Origin of the sequence: Bacillus sp. MUM 116, assembly GCF_001866655.1 — a bacterium.
In the GTDB taxonomy this organism is placed as follows: Bacteria; Bacillota; Bacilli; order Bacillales; family Cytobacillaceae; genus Neobacillus.
The window spans coordinates 1-6,851 of record NZ_MLYR01000132.1 but is presented as its reverse complement, the minus strand read 5'-3'; the positions used below and the strand labels follow the sequence as shown (position 1 = coordinate 6,851).

General features: G+C 38.3%; 7 protein-coding genes. 2 read left to right on the top strand and 5 right to left on the bottom strand.

Features of this window, described 5'->3' with window-relative positions:
- Positions 1–566 (top strand): dihydrofolate reductase family protein (locus tag BIV60_RS25460; protein ID WP_256218550.1); only part of this gene is annotated, 566 nt, incomplete at its 5' end.
- 254 nt (positions 567–820) lie between these two features.
- On the opposite strand, the gene BIV60_RS25455 is transcribed toward BIV60_RS25460, so the two are convergent.
- Both BIV60_RS25455 and BIV60_RS25450 read right to left on the bottom strand, forming a co-directional pair.
- The gene (locus tag BIV60_RS25455) at positions 821–1,216 is read right to left on the bottom strand and encodes a cupin domain-containing protein (RefSeq protein ID WP_071358504.1); all 396 of its coding nucleotides are present in this window, start codon (positions 1,214–1,216) and stop codon (positions 821–823) included.
- Between the two features lie 19 nt (positions 1,217–1,235).
- Positions 1,236–1,556, bottom strand: coding sequence for a carboxymuconolactone decarboxylase family protein (locus tag BIV60_RS25450; RefSeq protein WP_071358503.1), 321 nt, complete (start codon positions 1,554–1,556; stop codon positions 1,236–1,238).
- A gap of 197 nt (positions 1,557–1,753) precedes the next feature.
- Here BIV60_RS25450 and BIV60_RS25445 point away from each other — a divergent pair, with 197 nt between their 5' ends.
- Complete coding sequence (locus BIV60_RS25445) at positions 1,754–2,158, top strand: MerR family transcriptional regulator (RefSeq protein WP_071358502.1); 405 nt, start codon at positions 1,754–1,756, stop codon at positions 2,156–2,158.
- Positions 2,159–2,728: 570 nt separating this feature from the next.
- Here the strand turns inward: BIV60_RS25445 and BIV60_RS25440 are convergent.
- The 3 genes from BIV60_RS25440 to BIV60_RS25430 all read right to left on the bottom strand — a co-directional run bounded on the left by BIV60_RS25440 (position 2,729) and on the right by BIV60_RS25430 (position 6,581).
- Positions 2,729–3,595: an RNA polymerase sigma-70 factor gene (locus BIV60_RS25440; RefSeq protein ID WP_071358501.1), complete on the bottom strand. Its 867-nt coding sequence runs from the start codon at positions 3,593–3,595 to the stop codon at positions 2,729–2,731.
- A complete protein-coding gene (locus tag BIV60_RS25435) occupies positions 3,570–4,871 on the bottom strand; it encodes a phytoene desaturase family protein (RefSeq protein ID WP_071358500.1) in 1,302 nt (433 codons plus the stop codon). Before BIV60_RS25435 ends, BIV60_RS25440 begins: the two co-directional genes overlap by 26 nt.
- 486 nt (positions 4,872–5,357) lie before the next feature.
- Complete coding sequence (locus BIV60_RS25430; RefSeq protein ID WP_071358499.1) at positions 5,358–6,581, bottom strand: cytochrome P450; 1,224 nt, start codon at positions 6,579–6,581, stop codon at positions 5,358–5,360.
- Between the last annotated feature and the right edge of the window lie 270 nt (positions 6,582–6,851).

The following is a 6,851-nucleotide window of genomic DNA, read 5'->3' as shown; positions in this document are numbered from 1 at the left end:
CCGATAATGTAAGATCAAGAAGAATAATTTTAGATTTAGCAGTTACTTTAGATGGTTTTATTGAAGGGAAAAATGGGGAAGTTGATTGGTGCATTATGGACTCTGAGATGGGGTTTATTGATTTCTTAAATCAGATTGATACGATCTTATATGGAAGAAAAAGCTACGATTTATGGGGACAATTTATTCCAGAAAATGAAGAGAATGATACTGATAAAGAAATTTGGGAATTAGTTCATAGTAAAGAAAAATACGTGTTTTCAAGAACGCAAAAAGGGACTGATAATAAAGTAATATTCATAAATGATAATATTCTTGAAGAAGTAAATAAATTAAAGAATAAGCCTGGTAAAGACATCTGGCTATATGGCGGGGCAAGTCTTATTACATTTTTTATCAATTTAGGGCTTGTTGATGAATTTAGATTATCTGTTCACCCTGTTATTTTGGGAGAAGGAAAACCGTTGTTTATTGATATAAAACAGAAGATGAATTTAAAAATGGTTAATACAAGAACGTTTTCCTCTGGCGTTGTGCAACTAATCTATCATTTGAATGGAAAATGAAAATAATGCACAATCCAAAGATAAAATGCAATAAAAATCATAGGATTTACTCGTTAGTAATTGTCACTTCTTCAACAGAAGCACTTTAGTTGAAAAGGAACCGGAATTCCGTAATAAAGAAAACTCGCCAATAAGTAGCGAGTTTTTTATTTAATTGCCAATAGGAATGCCAAAACGACTAACATTTTGGTGCGATTTTTTAGAAAAGCTCCTTAAATCGGAACCCCTTAATCAATGGACTCGATGCGTTAATTTTATAATTTTTTATACCATTCATCATCGACAGGTTCTAACCAATCCGTTTCTCCCGGTGTCATTGCTAAGTGTACAAACCAGCTGTCTTTTGTCGCACCATGCCAATGCTTCACATTCGGTGGAATATTTACCACATCGCCCTTTTTGAGTAATTGAGCTGGTTTTCCTTCCTGTTGATACCAACCCTCGCCACCTGTAACTAATAAAACCTGCCCAACTTTATGAGAGTGCCAGTTATTGCGAGCTCCTGGAGCAAAGGTTACATTCCCGATCGATGTATTAAGTGGTGTTGGATCAGTGAACACCATTTGTAAGTATGCATCCCCGATAAAGTTTGTTTCTACTTTTTGACCCAATGGGAAGATTGTGCTATTGCTTAATTCTTCATTTTTCATTTTAAATTCCTACTTTCTATTAATCATTATAGATTTCTTTTGCGATGTTAAATGCTGACCAGGCTTTTGGCCATCCTGCATAGAACGAAAGATGAGTGATGATTTCCGCAATTTCATCTTTGGTTACACCGTTTGCCTTAGCTTTTTCAAGGTGTGGAGTTAATTGTTCAAAGTTTCCTCCGGTGATTAACGCAGAAACGGTAATCATGCTGCGATCACGAGGTGAAAGTTCTTTCTCTCTTGACCAAACTTCACCGAATAAAACATCATCATTAAGTTCCGCAAATTTTGGCGCGAATTCTCCTAATAAGTCTCTTCCCGCTGTTTGTTTTTCTGCCATTTAAATCAATCCCTCCATCCAAACTTTATTTGTTACATGATGAAGTATAGACCTTAAAGTATACTTTAAGGCAAGAAGGAAAAATTTAAAAAAGGATCTAATACTTTAAAAACGTTTTTTTCCTTGACTTAAAGTTAACTTTAAGTTGTAAAGTGGATTAAAACAATCAAACAAATAGACAAAACGAGGTGGGCTCCATGACTTATTCAATTGGAGAAGTTGCAAAAATTGTCGGTGTAACACCGAGTATGCTCAGATACTATGAAAAGGAAGGATTACTTACTCCTCATCGAAATGAAAATAATTTACGGGAATTTACGGATGAGGATATTGGATGGTTTCAATTTTTGCTTCATTTGAAAGATTCAGGAATGTCGATTTCGGAGCTTAAGCAATATACCAAATGGCGTGAAATGGGGGATGAAACAATTCCAGAAAGGATGGATTTACTTGAAAACCGTAAGCATCTTGTGGAATTAGAGATTCAAAAATTGCAACAAAATCTGGGTATTTTAAATCGGAAGATTAAGTACTATAAAGATCAATTAAAGGGGGATAAATATGAATTTGTCCTTTATCCAAATGAAATAACGAAGTCATAAAACAAGCGTTTGAAGCTGATGGAAAACTTTTCTGCAAACAGGAATTTCCATTAGCTTATATTGTTTAACCTAAAGTCAACTTTAGGTTGTCAAAGTACATTATTACCTATAAGATTCAATGAAATATGTGGTAGAGGGGAATGAAAATGGAATTTTGGTCAGCAGAGACTTAAAGGCAGGAATTTGAAGCGATAGCAAGCTTTTATCAAATTAAGCTCGGTAAAAAAATGTTTCGGTGTAGAAATCATGCCCTCATTATACGCAAAGGAGCAGCAAAACAAGAACATCCAGGCCGTGACACAATGCTTCAAAAATGGATGCTCGAAGTATGGGAAGGATGGAAACAACTGCATGATTGGGTGAGAAACATCTGTTCCGCTCTTTTAAAATAAATGAATAAGGACATTTAGGGGATGTGGATTAAAAAGAAAAAAGATGACTGTGGTATGTCATCCTTTTCTTATTTTGGTCATCACCCGTTGGTAACCATTTATTTTAAAGTTAACCGTAAAAATAAATGTCCGGGTATCCACGCGCTATAAAATGAATTTGTTTTGCATGTCTATATCTCTATAAATGTTGAAGTTTATCAGGATTGGAAACAGTATAAATGGTTTGGATCTTATTCTGCTTAAAGGAAAACGAATAGACGTATTGGGTGTCATCTTCCATCCTTATTCGAATACCAGGCATACCGTTTACCATTAAGAATGAATGTGTATATTGACCGTTATACATCTTTAGTAGATTTTGATGTAATTTAATGACTAAATCCCGTCCAACAACTGGAACGTGTGCCGCTCTTACTTTACCACCACCATCGGAATAAAAGACAACATTTTCATCGACAAGTTCAAGTAATTTACTCATATTCCCATGTAGCAGCGAGTTTACAAACTCTTTGAGTTGCTCTTCCGCAGCCGATACCGTTGGTTTCTCATCTGGATCGAAATGCATTCTTTTTTTAGCCCGGTGATAGATTTGACGGCAATTCGCACTATTTTTATTAATCATTTCCGCAATTTCATCATACGAATAATTGAATATTTCACGGAGAAGAAAGACGACCCGTTCAATTGCATTTAGTTGTTGCAATAATAATAGATAAGCTGTGGAAATAGACTCCTGCTGTAAATACGTATCAGATGGATTGCCTTCTAAATGATTGTAATCAATTAGTGGCTCCGGCAGCCAAGGCCCAATATACAATTCTCTTTTTTTGGCCGATGAGCGTAGAAGATCCAAACATTGATTCGTCACAATTTTGTATAGATAGGCTCGTTTATTTTGTAATTCATCATGATTGGGTAATTGATCGAACTTAAGGAAAGTTTCCTGCACCATATCTTCTGCATCCATGACACTTCCAAGCATCCGATACGCTAAGGAAAATAGCTGCGAATGATAGGTTTTATATAATGTTTCTGTATTGCTCATTCCTTTCCACCTCTATTCGATCATCCATGAGAATGTGCTTTATGGCTCTTTTCGCACTAGCTGTCGCCGCATCAACTAATAATTCACCATGGGTGGCCCACTCTCCTGCCACATATAACCCTTTGATTTCAGGTACTTCAGGACCAGGGCGTTCTGATCGTTTCATATGCATAAGGTCATACGAAACGGTGATTTTCGGTAAATATTGCTGAGCAACCAATTCGTCTCGCCAACCAGGTTGGACTAAATCCAATGTTTGTTCAAGATCTTGTAAATCTTTTTCGGGATCCGTTTCGTTTCCTTGGTACTTCATGAGGGAAATGACCTGTGCCCCATTGTCGCTTAGATAGGCAGCCCGCGATTGATTGGAAAGAAACACGTTTCGATCAATACCATAGACAAATTGTTGGTCCGGTTTTGGGAGGCGTCTTAACGCTACATCTAAACATGCCCCTGTAATTTCTATCGCCTGGTCTTTCCAAAGATGGAGAGCCGTTTTATCAGCACCTGAAACAAGCTGATAGGCAGCAACAGGAGAGGTGGTAACAATTATCTGATGTGCTTCTATGATCATACCATCTTCACATGATACGCTTTGTACGCTTCCGTTATGATGTTGGATCGATGTAACCTTGCTTTTTAAATAAAAGTGGACTTCTTGTTCAGATGCCTTTTTCCATAATTCATCGATAATCGCTCCCCAGCCACGATCTAGGTACAAGACACCTTTCATTGAACATTTTAATTGTTGTAAAACAGGTCCGGCAGCTATTAAGTCAGGTGATACCACAAAACTTGCTGTACGCGACAACGCATAAAATAAATTTCTCACCATTGGATCTTTTACATTTTGTTCGATCCACTCCCGGAGACTAATCCTATCGTACTGATGGGTATCAAGTTTCCCAAGCTTAACAAGCCAGGTGGCAAGCTCCATTTTTCCTTTCCAGGATAAAAGAGGAGTGGTAAATAAAGACTTCACATCCAACGGCATTGTATTTAATTTTCCTTGCCATATGCCATATCCCTCAATCGATGGTTTCTTGCCTTTTAGACTCAGCCCCAGTTCACGGAAGGTCTTGAATGCGTCGCCATAATATAGTGCATGCCCTCCTAAATTGAAATAAGCTCCTTTTTTCTTATTTGTGACCGCCCGCCCTCCTAAACGATGTTGTTTTTCGATCACCAGTGTTTTTTTCCCCGCTTTAGCTGCATAGATTGCTGCTGTTAATCCGGCAATTCCTCCGCCAACAACCACTACATCATATTTTTGCATGCTGTCTCATCCCTTTTCGTTGATTTACTTTTATAACGGGCAAAGGGATGGATTTGTGACAAATTTTGTTTATCATTTATTTTTAAAATAATAGGTGTTCCACTGTCATTATGAAATCGGAAGGTTCAGTTTTTTAATAATAGTAACAGGTTAATTGCAAAAAGCAAAAGGGGCACCAAATTTTAGGACTTCTATAAAAAGTAGTGCATTTCGTTTAAGAAATCGCACTACTTTTTTGTGGATATTTCTTAAAAACATTCGCGTTCCTACCGAAATCTATTCCCATCCATCCGTTCACCACTTAGCCATATTTATATATGTAGAATTAATGGAGATGAATGATGGGAATCACTCCATTCCCGTGGTGTTGGCCAAACACCTGAAGATGTGATCGTGCAAAGTGAGCCACTGCCAATCCATTTATCTGTCGAAGCGATCACACGCATGAGGTAATTTCTTTATGAAAAAGATAGATCCTTGTTGTTATCAATTTTGCAATCGAATGGGGAGGCTCATAAGAGATTGGCCGCCCCCCGGGGAAGCGATCAAATGTTCAGTTACTTCGAATTCCTCCACCGGTTGAATATCGGCAAACCGTTTCAGAAACGTTGTCAAAGCAATGTTCGCTTCCATGCGAGCAAGCGGAGCGCCCAAACAGAAATGCGGACCCGCTCCAAAAGTCAAATGTTTTTGATTGCCCTGACGATGGATATCAAACTCTTCCGCATGGACAAATTGAGACTCATCCCGGTTCGCGGCACCAATCCAAGCTACTATTGCCTGGCCTTTTTTCATCTCATGTCCAAAGATGCTTGTATCTTTAGCAACCTGTCGATCCATGCAAACCGGGAAACGGAAGCGTAACACTTCCTCAACGAGTTTGGGAACCAATGACAAATCAGCTCGAAGCTCCTGATAGATGCCAGGTTGGTCAAACAACATGCAGTAAAACATTAGGGAAAGCAGCGTAGTGGTTGTTTCATTCCCCGCGCCCAGCAGTCCTATGCTGGACATTACCACTTCTGCATCCGTTAATCGTTCACCATCAAGTTCTGCTTTGGTCAAGTCGGAAATGATGTCATTCAAAGGATGCTTTCGTTTTTCTTGAACGATTGGATACAAGTAGTCGAAAAACTCCTTGCTAGCCCGAGCTTTTTGTTTTGTGATGTCATCAAAAGTTTCTTTATCATATGGGTAAAAGAGGGTATCTGACCAGGACTTAATCTGCGCCCGATCTTTGGAGGGGACACCTAGCAAATCTGCAATGACAGTAACCGGCAAGGGGATGGCCAGCTTCTGCACAATATCCACGTTCTTTTGACTTGCCATTTCTGTAATTAAGTCATCAACAATGGCTTGGATCTTGGGTTTCCACTCTTCAAGGCTTCGAGGAGTGAAAGCGTGGGCAATAAGGGCCCGGCGATTTCGGTGTTCCGGGGGATCGCAATGATTGACGTTGCTTCGGTTATCCTCGTTTCTAGGAACGGGAATAAAACTGCGTTCTTTTTTGTTGGAGAAGAGCCGGTGATCAAAAAGCACACTCTTGACGTGATCATATAAAAAAACATTCCATACATCTTGCTCGTCATCATAAAACACAGGGCTATATTCTCTCATCTCTTTATACCAAGAAAAAGGTTCCCATTGCTCTTCCTTTGATTTGAGCTTCGATATTTCGTTCAAAAGGATAATCTGCTTCATTGAATTCATTAAACATCCTCTCCTTATGTTAAAAAATATATCTTTAATTAACATATATTGCCAACATTGTTAATTTAACATATGGAAGAGGATGCATCAATTCATTTTTGTGAAGATTTTGACAAAAGTAATGCAATGTTCTTAGTCAATCCTCACGAACTTATTTAATACACAACGCTCATACTCTTCTTTATTTTGTTCTGCTCCTAACATCGAATTCAACTAACAGGTAATGTGTCATTATCAAAGGCTCTTTTCGTAAACTTTGTTGCTTTTGGA

Coding starts and splice junctions, on each gene's coding strand:
- BIV60_RS25455 (WP_071358504.1), bottom strand. CDS start 1,216: ATGAAAAATGAAGAATTAAGCAATAGCACAATCTTCCCATTGGGTCAA.
- BIV60_RS25450 (WP_071358503.1), bottom strand. CDS start 1,556: ATGGCAGAAAAACAAACAGCGGGAAGAGACTTATTAGGAGAATTCGCG.
- BIV60_RS25445 (WP_071358502.1), top strand. CDS start 1,754: ATGACTTATTCAATTGGAGAAGTTGCAAAAATTGTCGGTGTAACACCG.
- BIV60_RS25440 (WP_071358501.1), bottom strand. CDS start 3,595: ATGAGCAATACAGAAACATTATATAAAACCTATCATTCGCAGCTATTT.
- BIV60_RS25435 (WP_071358500.1), bottom strand. CDS start 4,871: ATGCAAAAATATGATGTAGTGGTTGTTGGCGGAGGAATTGCCGGATTA.
- BIV60_RS25430 (WP_071358499.1), bottom strand. CDS start 6,581: ATGAATTCAATGAAGCAGATTATCCTTTTGAACGAAATATCGAAGCTC.